The following is a 20053-nucleotide window of genomic DNA, read 5'->3' on the forward strand; positions in this document are numbered from 1 at the left end:
GGCGATAAGTCGGCTCGCCGAGCGGGGCGACAGGGTGGCTGACGGAGTCGACAGAGCAGTTCAAAAACATTACATACGTGACTCGTTCGCGATTCCCGCTGAGGAGATCAACCGGGTACGGTGCGCCGTCAGATTCAGGATGGCGATATCAGTGTCGGCGACGAACACACCGTAGACCCCATACTGCGAAGCCGGAGGTCAACAAGCGCTTCAGTGGCCGCGCCGACTTCCCTCGCGTATTCCGGCTAGATTATTTGAATCGACTTCAGCAGCAGCACAATTCCCCTATCGCACGGTCTGCACATTTGGCATAATTTGGCAGTGCGACCTTTTGTGTTTTTGATGCTGATAACCGCGGGGATGTCAGTTTTTGGCGCGATGGTCGGTGTCGTTACGGCTCAGCCAGCGCACGCCGATATCGTCGGCTACCTGATCAACGTCACTGTCCGGCCAGGCTACAACTTCTCCAACGCTGACGCGGCACTGGCCTACGGCGATGGTATCTGCGACCGGGTGAATTCCGGTGTCAGCTATGACCAGCTGGTGGACGGTATCAAGGCCGACTTCAACTCCGTCGACGATTTTCAAGCGTCTTATCTGATTAGCCAGTCAGTCCAAGAGCTCTGTCCCGCCGCAATCTGGCAGCTCCGCATGTCGGCAGCCGGCTACAAGCCGTCCACCTAAGCAAAGGAACAGCATTGGTAGATCGAACTATTGGCGCCGTTATGGTATCGGGTGCGGTCTGGCTGGGGTCTATCGTCGATGCGCCATCCACCCACGCCGACAACACCCGCCTCAATGACAGCGTGGTGGCTAATGTCTACACCGTTCAGCATCAAGCAGGGTGCACGACCGATATCAGGAGGGATCCGGCGCTGACTCAGGCCGCGGAATGGCGCGCCAACGACATCCTCAACGATCGCTCGCCAGACGCCTATTTGGGTTCCGGTGGCTCCACAACCCAGAGTCGTGCCGCCGCAGCCGGATTCCAGGGAGCCGTCGCTCAAACCGTGGCCATCAACCCAGCGCTCGCGATCAACAACCTTGACGTCATCAACCAGTGGTACTACGACCCTGCAGATTTCGCGATCATGTCCAATTGCGCCAACACAGCGATTGGCGTCTGGTCGGTAAACAGCCTGGACCGTTCGGTTCTAGTGGCTGTCTACGGCCAACCAGCCAAACGGCCAGCGTAAATTTCGAGAGAGCGGCTGCGGCACCGCCACAACTTCGTCGGCGACCACGCATCTTTCACGTCCTCTACAACTTCCCATGTTCTCTGAAACGAGCTGATCAGAGCTTTAACTCCGCGGCGTCATAGCGGCCAGTTGCCGCGTCACAACTGGTTGAGCGCTTCCATTTTCGGCGCCAACCTAATATCAACCCTCACCACTATCGACCAGCCTGCCACCCGCAATCAATAAATCTACTGGGGCACCTACCATTTCATGCCTATCAGTGTTGCGCCCGGTACGACCAGTACGAGTCGATCATCGAAGTGTCGACAATTGGAAGTTCGGCGAAGATTGGTCGCGAGGCCAGGAACTCCAGTGCGCGGGACCTAGATCGGGCTCGCGCGACGATTTGGAGCCTGGTGCCCTTGTAAAGGGCACCAGGCGCCGCCGCATGACGCTCGACCGATGATACGAAGTCCCCGGTGTCGAACTGAGCTGCGGCCATTTATGCAGCGCGGCAGTCAGATCGGATCGAATCCCGAGATAAGCCACCGGTCTTTGACCCTCTCCAGGGTCACCCGGACACTGGAAGCGGTATTTGTCGGTGCGTCGGTGCCGACGACGACGGTCTGATCGACGAATAGCAGCACTACCGCATGATCGATCTTGGCCACGACCGACGACGCGGCGGGCACCGCCGCCAGGGCCGAGATCTTCTTCTCCTTGGCGCCGGGGATGACGACTTTGTTGATCAGTTGCGTGTAGGCGTCCAGGAAGCTTCCGGTCAGCCGGTCACGAGCTGCATTCAAGTCCTTATCGACGGTTTCGGGCTTATAGCTCAGAAGGGCGATAGTGGAATCCTTTGCGGCTTGGACCGATTCGGTACGAGCAGTGTTGGCGCCGCGGCCTGACGAATCCTCCCACCGCAGATAGCCGGCCGCCGTCGCAAGTAGCAGCGCCACGATCGGCAGTACACCGAAGGCCATTGCCGCGGCGACGCTGAACCGCTTCTTCGATGCGGCCTCGGGCTTGGCAGGAGATTCAGGGTCGGAGTCGGTCAGTTCGACCGCGGTAGTCTCCTCCGCGATGACCTTGAGGTCTGGCTTGGCGTCATCAGTCGTCACGGTACGAACTCCACTTTCGAAACCTTCGCTTCGTCCTCGCCGGACTTCTTGACCGTCAGACGCATCCGCCAGGAGCGCTTCGGCTGGTTGGGTGCACCGCGATTGGAGGTGGTGACGGTGACGGCCACCAGGACCTGGCCTTCATTCCCCGATATCGATTCGAGCCCGGCTTCGGTCACCTCGCCCACCGACTTGGACTGGGCCTGCTTGACCACCTCGATGAACGGCTGGGATCGCTTGGCGAAGTCGTCGTAGAACGTATCGATGGCCGAATCGAGGATGCGCTGCACATCCTTGTCGGCCTCGGCGGCGTCGATGGTGGTCAGGTTGATCGCGCCCTGTCGGCCGACCCCGACGAGGAGGTCCTGCAGCTGGGCGGTCTCCTTGGACTGGTACGCCCGGTAGCCGAGCCACGCGGTCAACGCCGCAAGGGCGACGATCATCAGGGTCCCGACGAGCAACGCCGGACGCAATGGATTCGCCGGCTTGGCCCCACCATCGGTGCTCGCTTCGATTGTGCAATCCTCGAGCTCGAAATCTTCAGTCGCGGCAGTCCCTGGTGGATCGGCTTCGATTGAGACATCGTCCTCGGATATTGCAAGTGCGTCAGGCATCATTCTCCTTCTACGGTGGCCGAGGGACGTCCATCCCTGGGCGAACGGATACTGGTCACACGCGTCAGATTGGCTGCCGCAGTGATTGTTTCGAGGTCGCCCGATGTTCGCATCCCCGCGTACTTGATGGGCTCCTCATTTGGGGCGGTAGTTCCAGCTTCCACCGCATCGGCTTCACGACTCTCTCTAGAGTTCACACAGAATCGAGGAATCACTGGAATGGCCTTGGTTTCAATATCATCGGAACCGCGCCTCAACCGTTGGGCGGCACGAGCATCGATTGCCACGTGGGTCGCTGTGCGGTGTTGGAGAGGTTGGCCTGGGTGTACACCTTGCCATCAGGTCCGACGTAGGCGCCCGTGGTGGGGTCGTATTTCGCTACCGAGACGGGTGAACGTGCAGGAGTCGGTGCACTGTTGGGGGGAGGCGGCAGTTGCGGTACCGACTGCCCAGATAGGGTGGCGTTGGGATCGCCCTTCCAGTTGGTCCCATCGTTGAGCGGCACGTATTCCTCGCCGCTTTCGCACATTTGGAACGTCGGCGCACGCTTTCCGGCCACCGTTGCGCATGGAATGTTGCGGGCGCCGCGTACCGCAACGAGCTGCGAGTCCTGCGGCACACGGCAATAGAGCGCCCCGGGCGGAACGTCGGGGTAATCCTCGAAAACCGGTGAACGCTGCTGCTGTGGGGGCAAGAACCCGGTTTTGCAAGGGGGTGGCACGTTGAGGTTGAGATTGAAATCCAGTTGTGCGCCCTTGTAACTCTGCTTGGTGTTGTGACTGGGGACGAGAGTTCCTTGCTCCTCCTGAACTATTTGCGGGACCAGGACGAGGATTTGCTCGATGTTGGGTTGGTAGGCGACTGCTACCTGACCCACAGTGACCAGGTTCGCCAACAGAATCGGCAGCGTCAGCTGCAGCCGTTCGAAAAGCTGCCTGACCTCGCCGGCGGCCTGAGAACCGTGCTCTAACAGTCCAGCCACCGACGTGTCATGCGTCTTCACTTCGCCGGCGATGGTGGCCAAATGTGCCGCCCATGCGCGGACGGCGTCGCTGGTATCGGCCTGGGAATCAAGAACCGGCTGGGCCTGATCGATCAACGTGGTAAGCGGGTCGAGATTCTGCCGCGCATCGACGGCCAGTGTCGTCGACCCTTTGATGAGACGCGCGATTTCAGGCCCCAAACCGGAGACTGCGGTATAGCTCTCGTCGACGACGGTCTTGAGGTTGTCACGCGGAATGGCCTGCAGTCCACGGTTGGTGGCCGCAATGAGTGAGTTGATGTCGGGCGGCACCGAGACTCGGCTGAGGGGAATGACATCCCCGTTGCGCAACGGCGCGGACGTGGCGTTACGCGGTGTCAACGCGATGTACTGCTCACCGAGCGCGCTAACGCTGTGTACCTGCGCGTCTAGATCGGAGGGGATGGCCACCCCTGACCGTAGCGCCAGGGTGGCTGCCACACCGGCGTCGGTCAGGTGGACATCTTTGACCAAGCCGACTTCGGCGCCCCGATAGGTGACGTTGCCGCCTGCATAGAGTCCACCGGTGCTCGGCAACTCGACGGTGACGGTGTAGCGCCCGATCCCGAATAGTGTTGCGGGCAAACGGATGTAGCCGAATATCATGATGGCCCCGGCGGCGAGGGCAATCACTGCGCAGATCACCAATTGGATCTTGATTCGTCTGTCTAGGTGCACGTTAGGGTCCCTGGTCGTGGCGATAAGGGATGATCAGCGGATTGCCCGCCGTGTAGGGGCTGGGAATTTGACCGATCGTTCGGCCCCACTGCATCTCCAGTTCGGTGAGATTGCCTTCCCACCTTGTTCCGGTGAATAGTGCGTTGTCGATCCGGCTGAGGGTCAGATCCACGATCATGGTCAAGTTCACGTAATCACCACGGAAGGCATTGGTGATTGTTTCTTTTGGCCAGGGGAACGTGGATAACAGACTCAGAGACCGTGTCAGGGCCGGCCCGGCATTCGCCAGCGATTCGAGGACGGGGCCAAGGTCTTTCAGCTCTTGAGCCAGGTTGTCTTTGGTCTGATTGACGGCATCGGCGGTGAGCGCGCTGAGCTTGCCGAACCTGTCGAGCGCATCGGCAAGCTGGGAGCGTTGATCTTTGAGCACCTGCAGGGCATCCGGCAGCGTTTTCAGCGCGGCGTCCAATGTCGGCTTCTGCTCGGCGAATTGGCCAGCCAGATGGTTCAAGCTGCCGATAGCATCGATGATGTCCCCGGTCTGGGCTTGGACCGTTCCGATGAACTGGTCGATCTGCTGGATGACACTCTTGAGGTCCGCTTCGCGCCCCGCGAACGCGGTGCTGAATTCCTTTGTGATCTCCTGAAATTGGCCGATGCCGCCACCGTTGAGCAGCAACGACAGCGCGGACAAGGTCTGCTCGGTTGATGGGTAGCTCGAAGCTGACGACAACGGAATCAAAGATCCGCTGTGCAGCCTGCCCTGTGGCGGTTCGCCCGCTGGCGCGGCCAATTCGACGTGAGGTGAGCCGAATACACTTGTCTGGCCGAGGGTTACGGTTGCATTCGCCGGTAGGTCGACGTCGCCGTTGAGCGTCATTGTGATCAGGCTGTGCCAACCTTGGCGCTCGATGCGGGTGACTGTGCCGACATTGACGTCGCCAACGCGCACGCGCGAATTTCGCTCCAGCGTCATAACGTCGGGCAGCTGTGCCTGCACCTCGAACGCGCCAGGGCCGCGGCCCTCCGTACCGGGCATCGGCAGGGAGTTCAGTCCTTGCCAACCGCAGCCAGACATGCTGATCGCAGTTAGTACACCGATAATGGCGCGGAGATGCCGTTGTCGTGGTGGATGTTTCATGGCCCAACCCCCGGAGGCACCATCAAGCCGGTGAGTCCCGATGTCGGATCGATCGCTGTGGCCGACTCTGCTGGAAGAGGCGGCCCGATCGGTAGCGCCTGACCCGGTGCGACATCCGGCGCCGCGGTTGCCGCCAGTGGCGCCACGGACTGGGGCGGTACATAGTCCGGACGCATCCAGTCCTCGCTATAGGTGATCTCATTCGGCCGGGCCGACGCACCGACTATCGGGTTGAGGCCGAACGGCAAAAAGTTATATTGGCGATTCTTGACGATGGGCGCGAGATACTGAACGCACAGTTTTGCCGACTGCTCGGCGCCGAGGCGCGACGCAGCCTGAATCGCCCCACACACAAACTGAATTGGATTGTCGAAGTTGGTTATTTCCAGCGCCCCCGACAGCGCAGCCTGCGCAGGCTGATAGACGTTGGAGAAATTCTGTGCGACTGTCGGCAAGATATGAAGCAGCTGTTTGATGTCATCGATGCTGCCGACGATTGCCTGAGACACCTCGCTGGCCTTGTCCGACGTTGTGCCGATCGATTCACGATTGTCAGCGACGAAGTCGCGCACGTCACCGAGCGTGGTATTGAGGTCGTCGATTGCGCGGCCGACTGCGTGGGGATCGTCGGCCAGTAAAGCGGTCACCGCAGCCAAATTGCGGTTGAGCTGTCGCAATAGATCGTCGCTGGTGTGCAGCGCCGTGGTGAGCACGGAGAGATTCCTGACTGTGCCGAAGATGTCACCGCTGTGGTCGCCGAGTACAGAGAAGGCTTGGGAAAGTTTGATCAGACTGTCCCGGATGTTGGCACCCTCGCCGCGGAGGTTTCCAGCAGCGGTGTTGATGAAAGCACCCAGTGTGCTGACCCCGCCGGGCTCGGTGGGCTGCAGTGTCTCAGTGAGTTTTTCCAGTTGCTTGCGCAAATCGTCCCACTCAACTGGGACCACGGTGCGATTTTCGGGGATCACAGCACCGTCGGCCATGACCGGCCCTGCGGTGTACACCGGCGTGAGTTGTATGGCACGTGCTGTCACCAGCATCGGGGCCAAAATGGCGGCCTTGGCGTCCGCGGGCACCTTGTATCTCCCGTCGATCCAGAACGAGATCTTGGACCGCATTGGCTGCGGTTCGATGTGGTCGACCGCCCCTACGGGCACGCCGAGAATGCGCACCTCGTCGCCGACGAAAAGCCCATTGCTGTTGTCGAAATAGGCCACAACGTGGATTCGGTTGGCCTGTTTCAGCATTGACTGACCTACGATCACCAGCGCGACGGTCAGCATGATGGTGAGGCCGGCTGCCAGCGCGATTCGTGCGTTGCGTGTCGTCATCGGGTACCACCACCGGCAACAGGCGGGACCTCGTTCGGCGCGGGAACGTACACCGGAGACGGGGTGGGTTCTGTCGTCGACGCCATGGACGGCGGCGGCGCAGCTGGTGGCCCTGGCGGGGGGCCACCCGGCGGCGGCGCTGGCAGCGGCTCACGATAGGGATAGCAGCCCGTTGGGCCGGGCAGCGGCAAGCCCGGCGGACCGCATCCCTGATCCCCCGCGTTCCCCGTGATGGCGTCCGGCAGGTTCAAACGGGGCTGGCCGCCCTGACCTGTCCGCGGGTAGGGCACCGGCAGCGCCGGAGTTCCCGGCTGTCCCGTCGGCGGGTCGTTCAACTGTGACGGCGGGCGCACAGTCGAGTCGAGGCCGAGGTCGCTGAACGCCGCGTCGATGAACGGCTGGAGGAACTGGCCGGGGATCAGATTGGCGACATAGGCTTTGAAGAACGGTCCCGAGGCCAGCGACTCTCCGAGAGCTATTGTTCCCACCGGTGCCAGCTTGAGTGCCTTCTGCAGGCGTTCTTTGCGGTTGTCGATGATCGCCAGCACACCGTTGAGCTTGTCCAGCGAGGGACGCAATGATTCTCGATTGTCGGCAATGAAGCCTGACAGCTGCTTTGACAGCGCCGACAGGTGGGCTGAGATCTCGCCCAGTGCATTGCTCTGCGTCAGCAGTTCAGCCATGAGTGCGTTGGTATCGGTGACTAGGCTGACCACCTGGTCACTGCGCTGGGCGAGCACGGTGGTCGTCTTGTTGGCGTTGGCCAACAGCCGGCGCAGCTGGGCGTCGCGCTCATCGATGGTCTGGGCAAATCGCGCCACGCCTTCGACCGCAACCTTCAAATCCGTTGGTGTGTCTTGAAATGTCTGCGCCAGCGTGGCCAGGGACTGGGATACCGCGTCGGTGTTCAACCCGTTGATCGTCGTCGATAAGTCACCGAGTGCATCGGGCAGCTGGTAAGGCGACTGCGTGCGGTCCTGTGGAATCGGCCCGGCTAGTTGGCCGCCTCCCTGAGGGCTGACATCAAGGACCTTGGCGCCCAGAACGCTTTTCGTCTTGATCGCTGCCTCGGTGCGCTCGCCGAGGTGGATGCGGTTGTCCACGTCAAACTTTACGAGTACGTGGGTGCCGTCGAGTTGGATTTCGGAGACTTTGCCAACCCGGAAACCGGAGACCTGCACGGCTGCGCCTGTTCGCAAGCCCCCTGCGTCGGCGAAATAGGCTGAGTAATCGGTGCTTTGGTCGATGAATGGAAGTTTGTCGTATTGAAGCGCAAGCACGCTGACGATCACGGCGGCGGTCACACCGACCAGGCCGACGACGACCGGGTTACGTTCAGTGAAGGGTTTCATTTCGGGGCACACCTTCCGGTGGTCTGGCCGGCGACCTTCACATACACCGGCTGACCGCCCTTCCCATTGAGCTTGAGCACGGCATCACATAGATAGAAGCTGAAATAGTCGCCATAGAGGCCTTGCCGCGACAGAGCTTGATACGCCTCGGGCAAGGTGTTTAAAAGATTGTCGAAGTACTCGTGGTCGGCAACGACGATTCCAGCGGAGCGATCAGTTTCATGAACGACCTTCTGCACTGGCGGGCGCACGCGAGTGAGAAGGTCGGTCACCGACGTTGCTGCTTCGTCGGTGGATGCCACCGCATTCGCAATGTCGGTCTTTCGAGCAGCCAGGCCCTTCACCAGTTCGGATACCGCGACGACGGCTTTGTCAACCTGTTGACTTTGATCACCCAGCGACTGCAGCACCGTGCCGAGGTTCGTGATCACCTCACCGATGAGTTCGTCGCGGTTTGCCAATGTGTTTGTCACAACCGACGTTTGCGCCAGAAACGAACCTATCGTGGTGCCTTGCCCCTGCAGGGCGGCGACGAGTTGACCGGACAGTGCGTTGACCTGATCGGGGTCGAGTGCACGAAACAATGGTCGGAAACCGCCGACCAGCGCGTCCAATTCCAGCGCAGGCTGCGTACGGCTTGGCGGAATGGTCGCCCCAGGGCCGAGTCGCTTCGAATCCCCTGCGCCATCTTCGAGAGCGAGGTAGCGATTGCCGACGGTATCCGCCCAGCGGATGACAGCGCGTGTCCCCTCGGTGAGGACAACGGAGTCGTCAGCTGAAAATTCTACGAGAACAACAGAATTCGCTTGGATCGACATCTTCGTGACCTTGCCGACCTCTACGCCGGCAATACGGACGAAATTGCCTTCTTTCAATCCCGATCCGTTGCTGAATTCAGCGCGGTAGACCTTCTCGGGCTGAAATCGCAACTGTGCGAAGACAAGCAATAGTGCGAAGAGCGCAAACAGGCATACCACGGCAAAGATAGCCAGACGCCAGCTCGCACCGAGCACGTTGTCCTTCACAACAAGTTCCTCATTCGTCGTCTGTCAGGGGGTGGGCTGTACATCCGGTGCCGCGGGTGGCTGGACGCCGGGATATAGCGGTGTACCCTGCGGCCCGTACTGGGGTGCCCCGTATGGGGGTGCCCCCGGATATGGCACTGGGCCGATCGCGGGCGGTCCCTGGCCGCGGATGCTCGGTGGTTGTGGGACGGCGCGTGTAACCGGGAAGAAGTCCTCCCACCAAGGATGGCCGATTCCGGGATTCGTCCGCCAGTCCAGTCCAGTGCCCCAGCCTGTGTTGGTGACCAGTTGTCGAACAGGGAAGTCCTTGGTGGCATCCGGTAGCGACCCGCAGCTCGGTCTGCCGCCAGGACCACCCTTGGCGGCGGTGACAGGCAAGTTGTCCGGGTACCGGTATGGGTCGTCTCCGAAGAGGAAGGCGGCATCGATGACGAACGATCGCCCGTTGCCGCCGAGCACGTCATAGCCTCCGTTGTCGAGGAACCACTTCGAGCCCATCAGCAGGCATGTGTACTCCGGGTTGTACTTCAACAGCAGATCCGTCGTTGGTTGCGCGGTGTTGATGGAGCGGACGAGGTTGTCCATATTGGGAGCCAGTAGTTTGATGCCGACGTCCGACATTCCAATGGTGTTGAGCAACAGCGCATCTAGGTCGTGGGCATGGCCGGTGATCGTGGTACTTGTCGTGCTGGCCGCGTTGAGGACGGCCAGGATGTCTTGTGCCGCAGCGCCATAGGTGTCGTAGAGCCCCTTCGAAGAGCGCCAGTCCTGGGCAACGGTGCCCATCCGAGGATTGATGGCCAGCAGAACCTGGTTTGAATCGGTGATGGCCTGGCCCATGCGTTCGCCTTGTCCCTGAACCCCGTCGGCCACCGCGGTCAATGTTGCGTTGAGCTTGGCTACGTCGATCTGTTTCAGCACGCCGACAAGGTTCTCGAAGACCGTGTTGACTTCTACGGCTACGTTGCGCGTTCGCAACACGGCGCCAGCCTCCAAGCGTTTGGCGCTGGAGTCCGCGGGTGGTATCAGTTCGACGAACTTGGCTCCGAACGCTGTCGTGGCCCTGATCTCGGCTTCGACGTTGGCCGGGATGTACTTCATTTGGTCGGGGACGAGTTCGAGTTGAAGGTTTACTGGACCGTGGCCGCCGTTGACAGCCTCGACCTTTCCGACTTCGACGCCGCGCATCTTTACGGGAGAACCGCGATCCAGGACCAGCCCTGCCCGGTCGGATGTGAGCGTGACGACGTCATACGTCCGAAACGCCCCCTGGTAGAGCCCCGAGCACACCACCGTGAATGCCGCGATTGCGGCGATAAGAGCCACTGCCCACCAGCCGGGGCCGATCGGATGTCTGCGTGTGATGGCTTTCATTGGGCTATCCGGCGAAATGGAAATTGCCAGTCTGGCCGTAGATGGCCAGCGACATGAACACGATCACGTACGACGCGCTGATCAACGAGGTGCGCACCGCGCGACCGACCGCCTCGCCGACCCCGGCAGGGCCGCCCGAAGCGGTGAAACCGTAGTAGGTATGCACAAGCATGATGACTACAGCCATTGCCACTGCCAAAGCGAAGGACCAGATCATGTCGGCCGGCTGTAGGAAGGTGTTGAAGTAGTGGTCATAAACACCGGTGGACTGGCCGTAGACCGCCGTGGTGCCCACCCGGGCGGCCCAGAACGAGGACAGCACCGCCACGCAGTACAGGGGTATGACGACGATCACGCCCGCGATCACACGGGTTGATGCCAAGTAGGCCACCGATCGGACGCCCATCACTTCCAGGGCGTCGATCTCCTCGTTGATCCGCATTGCGCCAAGCTGCGCGGTGGCGCCGGCCCCGATCGTCGCGGCCAACCCAATGCCCGCGACCAGTGGTGCGATCAGGCGCACGTTGAAGTAGGCGGATGCGAAGCCGGTCAGGGCTTCAACCCCGATATCGGCGAATTGGTTGTAACCGCGAACCGCGATCAGGGCTCCAACGGACATCGTCAGAAATCCCACGATGACAACCGTGCCTCCGATCACGGCCAGAGCGCCTGTGCCGAGACTCATTTGGGCGATCAGCCGCACCATCTCAGACTTGTAGCGGATCGCTACGTCGGCAGTAGAGCGCAGTGTCGTGAAGTAGAACTGGGTCTGGATGCCCAAGCGGCCCCAGCCAGCGGCGTGCTCGGTCACGATGCGGCGCAGTCTCGGGCGGAGGCTGCTGGGAACGTGGGTCATAGGGTGACCTTGATTTCAACTGCGCTGAGTATCAGGTTGATGAAGAACAGCGCGACAAACGCATAGACGACCGTTTCGTTGACGGCGTTGCCCACGCCGGCCGGCCCACCTCCCACCGATGTGCCCTTGTAGCAGGCGATTAACCCCGCCGACAGTCCAAAGAGCGCTGACTTCAGTAGTCCGAGAAGCACGTCGGCCAAGCCGGTCAGCAGCGTCAAGCTGGCCGCAAATGCGCCGGGCGTCACATGCTGTGTGAAGACCGAGAATCCAAACGCGCCAACCAGACCCACCATGACGACAACCGACGAGAGCAACGAGGCGACAAGTGTCGCGGCCAACACCCGTGGCACCACCAGCGCCTGAATGGGGTTGATCCCCATGACCCGCATCGCGTCGAGCTCTTCGCGGATCGTCCTAGCACCGAGGTCGGCACACATCGCGGTGGCACCGGCGCCAGCGACGACCAAGACGGTCACGATCGGCCCGATTTGGGTAACCGTGCCGAACGCCGCCCCCGCCCCTGATAGGTCGGCGGCACCGAATTCTAAAAACAACACGTTGAACGTGAAGACCAACAGCACGGTGAACGGGATAGCGAGCATCAGCGTCGGCAACAGCGATACTCGCGCCACAAACCACGACTGCACCAAGAACTCTCGTAATGCGAATGGTCGCCGCGGAATTGCTACAAGAGTGTCCAGCGACATCGCAAAGAAGGCGCCGATGGCCCCCATCGGTTTGAATGCTCGGTTCGACCACAAAGAGGTCTGATGACGTTCAGCCACCGGTCACTCCGCGGTCGCGCCCGCAGCGCCAGCACCTGGATCGGTGGCCTCGGGCCGGACGGTACGAGGCCGGGGTCCGCCGCCCTCGCACAGCCGATCCGCGTACCTGCCGCAGCTGAGCCGCCGAAAAGTCGAAGCGAAATTGCACGACATGAAGCTAGTCGTGCATCACATTCTTCGCTATAAGCGATACAAATCACAGAATCACCCAGCAAACGCAATTCCCCTCGCGAGAGATACCTGGCGCCGCGATGGCGAATCGTGCGTATACCGCTGATACAGCCAGGGGTAGACCAGGCTTAAGAGCAGGTCCACTGTTGAGTACGCGAATCGACTAGCCGACGAGCGTGGGATATATAGGCACTGACGGAGAGCGCAGAGCCAGCCTGGCGCGGTACCGCCAGGTGCAAGCGAGCTAATTAGTCGCCATACATGATTATGTTCGATACCGGATTATCGATATCGTAAATATCTGTCTTTTTCGGGCTGCGCGGGACCGGTGCTGTACCCAGGGACGTGTCGTCCGTACCGGCATGCAGGCACCGAGTATCGGGTCGGCGAACCGGACGCTGGCAGGTCGCAGCGCCCTCTCAGTCGCCGATTACGAGGCTTCCTCGGTGAGGAATGCAGCCGCGTCGCACGATCCACTTCGTCCTAGGCTAGCTCGGCGAAGGCGGCCAGGCCCTCGACGCTGCCGGCCGCGGTGGCCGATGCATCCTCACTGGCACAGGGGAGTTCAGCAATCCGGACCAAGATTTGCGGGAATCCGATTCATTAGCGAGTACCGCGCCTGGTCCGGCGGCGCGCTTTTGACATCGCGAGGATACTCGAGCTGCAGTTTCCCTGTTATCCGAGATACACGGCGGGCCCGCGGAAACCGCGCCGTTTCCGCTTTGATGTTGCGCGTCAATGCCCTTCGGGCAGTTCAGTTGTACGCCGGCGCGCCCGACCCTCAGTCCGGCAGCGCGCGCGGGAGTTCGGCAGCGGGGCATTCTTGCGATAGCGCTCTCGCGGCCGTGCTTATGTCATTCGACGCTTGAGCAAACGCTGGACCATAGTTTGGCGTGGCGTGATCGGGGGTCAGTCGTATAGCGTCGCGTCGGCTTTGAGCCCTCGTAGCAAGGCCGTCAGCCCAACTGTTCAAAGCACTTTGGATAGACCGGGAAGACAGGTCTTGGGTCGACGCGCGCAGCGCGTAACTGAATGATTCTTCGGCTCTAGCAACGATAAGTACGGCTTCGCGGTCTGACGGGTCAGTCGATAGCGCCGTCTTTGGCGGAGCCACATTTGAATTCCACCGACGTGTCATGTCGCCGACCACATCACAATCACTGCGTGGCCCCCGATGTCCCCACTGCAGGATGAGCGCACCCGACACGACAGCGCAGACTGCGATCAACGCCGCCACACCCAGCCATATTTGCCGTTCCTTAGAAGCGTTCACCATTGCCCGCGCCCATCGATGCCCGTCCATTATCTACGTGGCCACGCGCGGTCGAAGTGAACCATCCGAAGTGCCTCGGTTTCTTCAAAAGGACTCTTGATCAACCGCTTTCGGCCACGCCATGAAGTTCAATAGCGCGTCTCTCAGCCCAAATCGCGAGCGCGATACGTCGGCGCGTGACGGCCGCTGTGCGCACTCGCCGGCATCTCGTATGATGTGGTTATTCGCGGAGATGGAAAGTCGCTTCATGTCGTTCCTCTGGCGCCGTTCTATTTTTCGTGGTAGCAAGGGATTCCCCTGCGTTAGGACACAGAGTTTTTGACCGAGCGCGGACAGCCCAAAGGCGCCTTTGTCGGCGATCGTGCGGTTATTTTGTTGTTTAACAGTCGGATTCGGTTGTCTGTGATCGGCTACCGCTGCTCTCGACCCAGAATTGGCGCCGCAGCACTGCTAACTTCGAGCACTAACTCCGTTGCGGCGCTGAGCTTTCCAGTCGTGCCGACGGGCTTCGCGGATCGCCGGCGCATCTATGCCCTGCACGACGGCATTGCGGATCGTGCCGAGTGTCGCGACCGTCATCTCGACCACGTCCCCGGGTTGGAGCGGCTCCGGCGTGCGTTCACCGGAGCGACCCCACAACTCGCCGAGACATCCGCCGTTGCCCAGCGTTCCGGATCCGAGGGCGTCCCCGGCTCTGACCCACGTCCCGCGTGATGCTTGGGCCACAAGCTCGTCGAACGTCCAGCTCATGTTGCGCAGGTTGTCCCGGCCGATGACTGTGCCGTTCACCGAAACAGACCCGTCGATGTCCAAGAGGCCGTCGGCGGTCAGAAAGGGATCGAGTTCGTCGGCCGTGACGAGGAACGGGCCGAGCGTGGTAGCGAAATCCTTGCCCTTGGCTGGGCCGAGGCCGACCTTCATCTCCCCGGCTTGGACGTCTCGGGCCGACCAGTCGTTGAAGATCGTGTAGCCAAAGATGTAGTCCCGGGCCTGCGCCGGTGCCACGGACGTTCCATCCCGCGACACGATGGCTGCGACCTCCAGTTCGTAGTCCAGCACGTGGCATCCCGGTGGCACGGCCACGTCGTCGTGGGCGCCGATCATCGCGTAGGGATTGCTGAAGTAGAAGACCGGCCGCTTGTACCACTCTGGTTCTACCTCGGCCGCAGCTGCCACCGATCGACCGGCCCCGTCCACGTGCTCTTCGAAAGCTGCGAAATCACGGACGGTCGGGGGCTCTATCGGCGGGAGCAGCCGCACAGCATCAAGATCGACGGGACGTCGACTCAGTGCCGCTGCCCCAGCTTCGAGAGCAACCGGGAGTCCGGCGCGAACGAGTTCGAGGATCGTGGTCTGTCGGTCGAACGCGTGCAGGCCGTCGTCGCTGGCGACGCCGGTCGCCACCTGACCATCCTGAACCCACGTGGCGAAACGCATGAGTGAAGCTCCTATCGGGTTAATACGCGTGTTGGAAGGCAGACTTAGCCCGCGGTCGAGTCACTTGATCGCGACGGGATTGACTGGCGCGCCGACGGCGCCCGTCACCGGAATGGGAGCCGCAGTCAAGAAGAAGTCGAAGATGCCGTCTGAGGCGCAGTCCGCGGCAAGCTCATCGAGATCCCACATCTCCCCGATGAAAAGCCCCATGTGCGGGATCACGACCTGATGCAGCGGTTGGAAGGCGTTCTCGAATTCGTTGGGGCGGACTTCGAAGCCCCACGTGTCGGTGGCGATCGCTGCGATCTCCCGGTCGTGAAGCCAATCGGCGGTCGTGAAGGACAATCCGGGGGCGTCACCGCCGGCGTAGGTGCCCCATCCGTTGCGACGGACCCGGGACAGCTGCCCGGTGCGGACGAGCATGATGTCGCCACGCCCGACAACGGACGACTCCCCCTGCGCGGAGATGGTGTTCTCCAGGTCATCGACGGTGATCGCGTAGCCGTCGGGCAGCTCCCCGTCTTCCCTGAGCGCGCGACCCACATCGAGCAGCACGCCGCGCCCTGCGATGCGGTCGGCCACGGTCTCGATGCCCGTCAGGAGGTCGCCCTCGCTGGTGACGACCTTGGACGCGGGCCGTCCGTTGTAGGCGACACCGTGGTCGAAGATGTGGCCCAGCCCGTCCCACTGGGTGGAGGCTTGTAGTGGCATCACCACGTAGTCATCGGCACCGCCGAAGCCGTGTGGCATCTCGGGCGCACCGAACTCGGCATCGAGGCCGCTGACCAGCATGGTGTGCACCGGATTGTTACGCTGCCGCCAGCCATTCTGCGGGCCATTGCCGTCGAAGCTCTGGGCGAGCGAAAAGGCTGCTCCCCGCCGGATTCGAGAGGCAGCCTCGACCCGCTTCGCGTCATCGAGGAAGTTCATGGTGCCCAGCGCGTCGTCGTCGCCCCACCGTCCCCAGTTCGAACAGCGCGATGCCGCTTTGGCGATAGCGTCCTCGGCGGCCGGGCTATAGAACGGGCTGGTCGTGTCGACATTGCGGTTCGTGGCAACGCCGTTGGATTCGGGCATGTGGGGTCCTCACCGTGTTGATGGGCGAAATATGCGATCGGCTGGCTTGGGTACTAACCCGTCGGTTGCGGGACCATGGCCGCAAAGGTGTCGGCGACCCAGTCAGCGATGTAAGCGCCGACGTAGGGAAGGTGGTCGATCCCGATATGCTCGGCACCGCCCTCCTGCCGGGTAAAGATGCGCAGGTCGCGAGAGGTTGCGTTCACCGCCTGCTCGTAGGACCGGTGCGCGTACTCCAGTGGAATCTGCCGGTCGTTCTCGCCGTGCACGATCAGGAACGGCACCGTGATCTTGTCGACGACGCCATCGAGGTGGATCGAGTCGGCGAACTCGATGAACTCGTCGAGATCGTCATAGCCCCAGACCCATTTGACATGGTCCCAGTAGTGCGGCACCGGATTCTCGCCCTCGCGGTCGAGCCGACGCCGCTGCACGGCGCCCCAGTTGTGGTTGGCTCCCCACGCGACGCACAAGGCGAAGCGCTTCTCGAATGCCGCCACCCGCGGCGCGTAGTAGCCGCCCAACGACCATCCCACGACCCCCATCCGGGCGGGGTCGATGTCATCTCTGGCCGCCAGCCAGTCGACGACCCAGCTGGCCCAGGTCTCGGACTCGCGGCGTGCAGTCAGACCTTGTAGTCGAAGGGCCTCTCCGGAGCCAGGCTGGTCGAGCATGAGACACGAAATGCCCCGAGCCGCCAGCTCTTCCCAGAATCCCGAGATGTACATGTGCTCCTTGGTCGAGTCCAGGCCATTGATGAGCACGATGACCGGAGCGGGCCCCTCCGAATTCGTCGGCGCCGCCGAGAAGTAGCCGGGCAGCGTCGTGTCCTCGAATGGGATAGCGACCCGGGTAATGCTGTGGTCTCGGAGATCGAATGCCTTCTGCGCCAGCTCAAGCACCCGGCGGTAGGTTGGCACGCGGTCCGGGTGACCCGCCGAGAGCATCCGCTCAGCGGTGCACAGGTAGTTCGTGGCACGGGCGTACATCCCGCCCGCGGTCCGGTCGTGGCCCGCTTTCTCCTCGGCTTGGGCCGACTCCACCAGCGAATCCGTCAGGTCGGTCCAGACGCGCAGAAACTCGTCCGTGCCGGCGTCACTGCCACCTTTTGCCGCTTCGAGCAACGGCCGGCAGCCGCGGTCGATTTCGTCGATTTCACCGTTGGAATTCAAGGCGCCAACCACGGACAGGTTCCAGACGTAGTTGCCGGGGAAGTATTCGAACATGAGTCTCTCTCTGTTGCTTGTAATTTCGGTGTATTGGGTGAGGCGCTCAGGCGCCCGGCATCGCGGCCACGAGATCGCCGATGCTGATCAGTGCCCGGTTCAGAACACCCGAATCCGCCAGCACCGTCTGACCCGTCATGACCTTGTTGTGCCGTGACGCCAGGTATGCGTAGAGCGGGCCGTACTCCTCTGGAGAGGGCATGTGCTGAAGTGGAGCGAACCACTCGAACTGCTGCCGGAAGATGTCCGCCGGGACGTCAGACTGCTTGGAGTCCTGCAGATCGAGGGCGGCAGGGCCCCGCAACTGACTGTTGGCGATGCCAGTCGGCGCGACCGCGTTGACGCGAACCCGAGGTGCGAATTCGAATGACAGCTGATTGACCATGGCACGGATGGCCCCCTTGCTGGCGGTGTAGGCCACCCCTCCCCCGTCAGCGGCGAACGCCGCCTGCGAACAGGTCAGAACGACAGCACCCTCATCGGTCTCGAGCAGGTCGAGGAAAACCCGTGCGGTAAGGGCGTAGCCCTTGACGTTGACGGCGAACACTTCGTCGAGGAGGGAGTCGACACGTTCCAACGGAATGTCGGCCAAGCGCATATTGCCGTCCCAGATGCCTTGGGCTCCGACGACGGCCGTCAGGCGGCCGAAACGCCCGACGACCTCGTCGCGGCAGCGTGTTAGGTCGGCAACGCTGCGGACATCGCCGTGTACCACCAGTACGTCGTCGCCGAATTCCTCGCGGAGCGTCGAGACCTTTGCTTCGTCGTACTCGAACAGTGCCAGCATCGCGCCCTCGTCCCGGAAGTGCCGGGCGATGCCGAGCCCGAGGCCGGAACCGGCGCCGGTGATGAGAACGACGTGGTCATCGAGCAGTTGCATTTTATTTGCATTCCTTCACGGGATGTGGGGTGCGTTGAGCCTGCAGACACCGATCAGCCGGCGGCTGAGCGTGCCAGCTCGGGATTTGACGCGTGCGCGAGATCGAGGGCGTCCCCCCAGGTGCCGCCGCGAGCGAGAAGTTTGCGATAGCCGCGCAACGACCGTGACAGCCCGCTGGCGAAGACGGCGTGGAATTCACTGTCCCGGCCGAACAGGACCAGGAATTCGTCTGTCATCAGCGATCCTTCAGCGACGAAGATCTCGTCACCGGGAGCCCGCCGCCCGTAGCAATGGAACCGGCGTCCGAACTGGTCGCTCCAGAAGTAGGGCACGCCGCCGAAGGACTCTTCGGTACCGCGGGCGATGTTCAGCCCGACGTGCCTGCCCTTCTCGACCGCGTGTGTCCAGTGCTCGATGCGCAACGGCTCGCCGAACATGGGGTGCGCGGAGCGGGCGACGTCGCCGGCCGCCCACACTCCGGGCACGTTGGTTTGTCCTGCTGCGTCGGTGAGGACACCTCTGTCCAGCGCAACGCCCGAGCCGAGCAGCCAATCCACGTCGGGGTCGACCCCGATGCCAACGACTACGTAGGGCGTCTGATGGGTCGAGCCGTCCGCCAGATGAAGTGTGTAGGCGCCCAGTTCACCGGTCACGCACGTGACAGCACTCGACATCTTCAGCTGCACACCGTGTTTGGAGTGCAGGTTCGAGATCACCTGACCGAGCTCGGGCCCCACGATGCCGTCCATGGGGCGCTCGGTGTCGTGCACAACCGTGATGGACACGCCGTGGGCACTGAGTCCGGCTGCGATCTCGAGGCCGATGAGTCCCGCGCCGACGACGGTCACGTCTCCGTGGCGGGCAGCGGCCCGTCGCAGGGCCCGGAGGTCCTCCGGTGTGCGGAGTACCGGAAGCGCTTCGCCTTCGACCGTCTTAAGTACCCGCGCGCGACCACCACACGCCAAAACCACTGCGTCCCATGGCAACGTCTCACCGTGATTGGTGATCACGAACTTGCGATCAATGTCGAGACCGACTGCTTGGTGCCCGAGTAGAAGCGATATCCGGTTCTCCCTGATTCGCTCTGCCGAGCGAATCTCGAGGAGCTCCGGCTCGCCACGTCCGAGCAGCAGACCCTTCGATAGCGTCGGACGGTCGTAGGGTTGGTGCAACTCTGAGCCCAGGACCGTGATCGAACCTTCAAACCCGCCTTCGCGCAGCCCGTCTGCGGCTGCCAGGCCTGCCGCTGATGCCCCGACGACGACAACGTTGTCGGTCTCCTTCAATGTGGCTGTCACGTCGGACCGGAACCTTGGAGGATTGCTTGGGCCGGGCACGCGCGTACTGCTTCGCGGAGGTCTTCGACGTCATCGGGATCAACCTCGTGACGCAGCAGAATTGCCGACTTGGCGTCTGTCGGAAGATCGAAAACGTCCGGCAGGATGCTCACGCAGATGCCGTAGGAGCGACACCGGACCTGGTCGAGCCGAACAACGGTTTCGTCACTCATCGA

The 20053-nt window shown here is 61.9% G+C and carries 18 protein-coding genes; 2 read left to right on the forward strand and 16 right to left on the reverse strand.

Annotated features, from left to right (window positions below; all coding sequences use genetic code 11):
• The first annotated feature begins 342 nt into the window (after window positions 1–342).
• Both QRN63_RS27865 and QRN63_RS27870 read left to right on the forward strand, forming a co-directional pair.
• Window positions 343–684, forward strand: coding sequence for a DUF732 domain-containing protein (locus QRN63_RS27865; RefSeq protein ID WP_502888206.1), 342 nt, complete (start codon window positions 343–345; stop codon window positions 682–684).
• 41 nt (window positions 685–725) lie between these two features.
• Complete coding sequence (locus QRN63_RS27870; protein ID WP_285034370.1) at window positions 726–1196, forward strand: CAP domain-containing protein; 471 nt, start codon at window positions 726–728, stop codon at window positions 1194–1196.
• 500 nt (window positions 1197–1696) lie between these two features.
• On the opposite strand, the gene QRN63_RS27875 is transcribed toward QRN63_RS27870, so the two are convergent.
• The 16 genes from QRN63_RS27875 to QRN63_RS27950 form a co-directional block, all read right to left on the reverse strand.
• On the reverse strand, window positions 1697–2299 hold the full coding sequence (locus QRN63_RS27875; protein WP_285034220.1) for a hypothetical protein: 603 nt from the start codon (window positions 2297–2299) through the stop codon (window positions 1697–1699).
• Entirely contained in the window at window positions 2296–2913 is a 618-nt protein-coding gene (locus QRN63_RS27880) for an Rv1363c family protein (RefSeq protein ID WP_285034223.1), read from the reverse strand. Before QRN63_RS27880 ends, QRN63_RS27875 begins: the two co-directional genes overlap by 4 nt.
• 253 nt (window positions 2914–3166) lie before the next feature.
• Window positions 3167–4612: an MCE family protein gene (locus QRN63_RS27885; RefSeq protein WP_285034225.1), complete on the reverse strand. Its 1446-nt coding sequence runs from the start codon at window positions 4610–4612 to the stop codon at window positions 3167–3169.
• A 1-nt stretch (window position 4613) separates the two neighbouring features.
• Complete coding sequence (locus QRN63_RS27890) at window positions 4614–5753, reverse strand: MCE family protein (protein WP_285034227.1); 1140 nt, start codon at window positions 5751–5753, stop codon at window positions 4614–4616.
• Window positions 5750–7084 carry an MCE family protein gene (locus tag QRN63_RS27895; protein WP_285034229.1) on the reverse strand — a complete coding sequence of 445 codons (1335 nt, stop codon included), beginning with the start codon at window positions 7082–7084 and terminating at the stop codon, window positions 5750–5752. The genes QRN63_RS27890 and QRN63_RS27895 overlap by 4 nt, the downstream gene beginning before the upstream one ends.
• Window positions 7081–8436, reverse strand: coding sequence for an MCE family protein (locus QRN63_RS27900; RefSeq protein WP_285034231.1), 1356 nt, complete (start codon window positions 8434–8436; stop codon window positions 7081–7083). The genes QRN63_RS27895 and QRN63_RS27900 overlap by 4 nt, the downstream gene beginning before the upstream one ends.
• On the reverse strand, window positions 8433–9461 hold the full coding sequence (locus tag QRN63_RS27905; RefSeq protein WP_285034233.1) for an MCE family protein: 1029 nt from the start codon (window positions 9459–9461) through the stop codon (window positions 8433–8435). The genes QRN63_RS27900 and QRN63_RS27905 overlap by 4 nt, the downstream gene beginning before the upstream one ends.
• Window positions 9462–9485: 24 nt before the next feature.
• A complete protein-coding gene (locus QRN63_RS27910; RefSeq protein WP_285034235.1) occupies window positions 9486–10835 on the reverse strand; it encodes an MCE family protein in 1350 nt (449 codons plus the stop codon).
• 4 nt (window positions 10836–10839) lie between these two features.
• On the reverse strand, window positions 10840–11691 hold the full coding sequence (locus QRN63_RS27915) for an ABC transporter permease (RefSeq protein WP_285034237.1): 852 nt from the start codon (window positions 11689–11691) through the stop codon (window positions 10840–10842).
• Window positions 11688–12425: an MlaE family ABC transporter permease gene (locus QRN63_RS27920; protein WP_285034372.1), complete on the reverse strand. Its 738-nt coding sequence runs from the start codon at window positions 12423–12425 to the stop codon at window positions 11688–11690. Before QRN63_RS27920 ends, QRN63_RS27915 begins: the two co-directional genes overlap by 4 nt.
• Before the next feature lie 1945 nt (window positions 12426–14370).
• Window positions 14371–15357 carry a fumarylacetoacetate hydrolase family protein gene (locus QRN63_RS27925; RefSeq protein WP_285034239.1) on the reverse strand — a complete coding sequence of 329 codons (987 nt, stop codon included), beginning with the start codon at window positions 15355–15357 and terminating at the stop codon, window positions 14371–14373.
• Window positions 15358–15417: 60 nt separating this feature from the next.
• Window positions 15418–16434, reverse strand: coding sequence for a cyclase family protein (locus QRN63_RS27930; RefSeq protein WP_285034241.1), 1017 nt, complete (start codon window positions 16432–16434; stop codon window positions 15418–15420).
• Window positions 16435–16487: 53 nt separating this feature from the next.
• Window positions 16488–17660 carry an alpha/beta hydrolase family protein gene (locus tag QRN63_RS27935; protein WP_285034243.1) on the reverse strand — a complete coding sequence of 391 codons (1173 nt, stop codon included), beginning with the start codon at window positions 17658–17660 and terminating at the stop codon, window positions 16488–16490.
• Window positions 17661–17706: 46 nt separating this feature from the next.
• Entirely contained in the window at window positions 17707–18540 is an 834-nt protein-coding gene (locus QRN63_RS27940) for an SDR family oxidoreductase (protein WP_285034245.1), read from the reverse strand.
• A gap of 53 nt (window positions 18541–18593) precedes the next feature.
• Window positions 18594–19838 carry an NAD(P)/FAD-dependent oxidoreductase gene (locus QRN63_RS27945; protein WP_285034247.1) on the reverse strand — a complete coding sequence of 415 codons (1245 nt, stop codon included), beginning with the start codon at window positions 19836–19838 and terminating at the stop codon, window positions 18594–18596.
• Complete coding sequence (locus QRN63_RS27950; RefSeq protein ID WP_285034249.1) at window positions 19835–20050, reverse strand: ferredoxin; 216 nt, start codon at window positions 20048–20050, stop codon at window positions 19835–19837. Before QRN63_RS27950 ends, QRN63_RS27945 begins: the two co-directional genes overlap by 4 nt.
• Between the last annotated feature and the right edge of the window lie 3 nt (window positions 20051–20053).

Source organism: Mycolicibacterium sp. lyk4-40-TYG-92, from assembly GCF_030209435.1.
GTDB lineage: Bacteria > Actinomycetota > Actinomycetes > Mycobacteriales > Mycobacteriaceae > Mycobacterium.